Raw genomic sequence first — 350 nt, forward strand, 5'->3', positions numbered from 1 at the left:
TTTAGAAGTATTACTTTCGTCCTTGAGGGCTAAGGAAAAAAGCTGAGACATTCATATCTCAGCCTTTTTTCTATTTCACAGATGCTCCGTTAGTTGCGATGACTTCCTTATACCAGTCAAAGGATTTCTTCTTGGAGCGCTTGAGTGTTCCCCTGCCTTCATTGTCCCTGTCAACATAGATAAAGCCATAGCGCTTCTTCATCTCACCAGTGCCGGCTGACACTAGATCGATACAGCCCCAGGTCGTGTAGCCCCACAGCACTACACCGTCCTCATTGATGGCTTCACGCATGGCCTTGACATGGGCCGCCAGATAGTCAATCCGGTAATCATCAGCCACATAGCCATTT

1 protein-coding gene is annotated in these 350 nt (G+C 47.4%); it reads right to left on the reverse strand.

Going from position 1 to position 350, the window contains the following annotated elements; genetic code table 11:
* Window positions 1-70: 70 nt before the first annotated feature.
* Window positions 71-350: family 1 glycosylhydrolase (locus tag A0739_RS09845; protein ID WP_155718987.1), on the reverse strand; the 280-nt coding region annotated here is incomplete at its 5' end.

It is taken from the genome of Streptococcus oralis, from assembly GCF_001588645.1.
GTDB lineage: Bacteria > Bacillota > Bacilli > Lactobacillales > Streptococcaceae > Streptococcus > Streptococcus oralis_AB.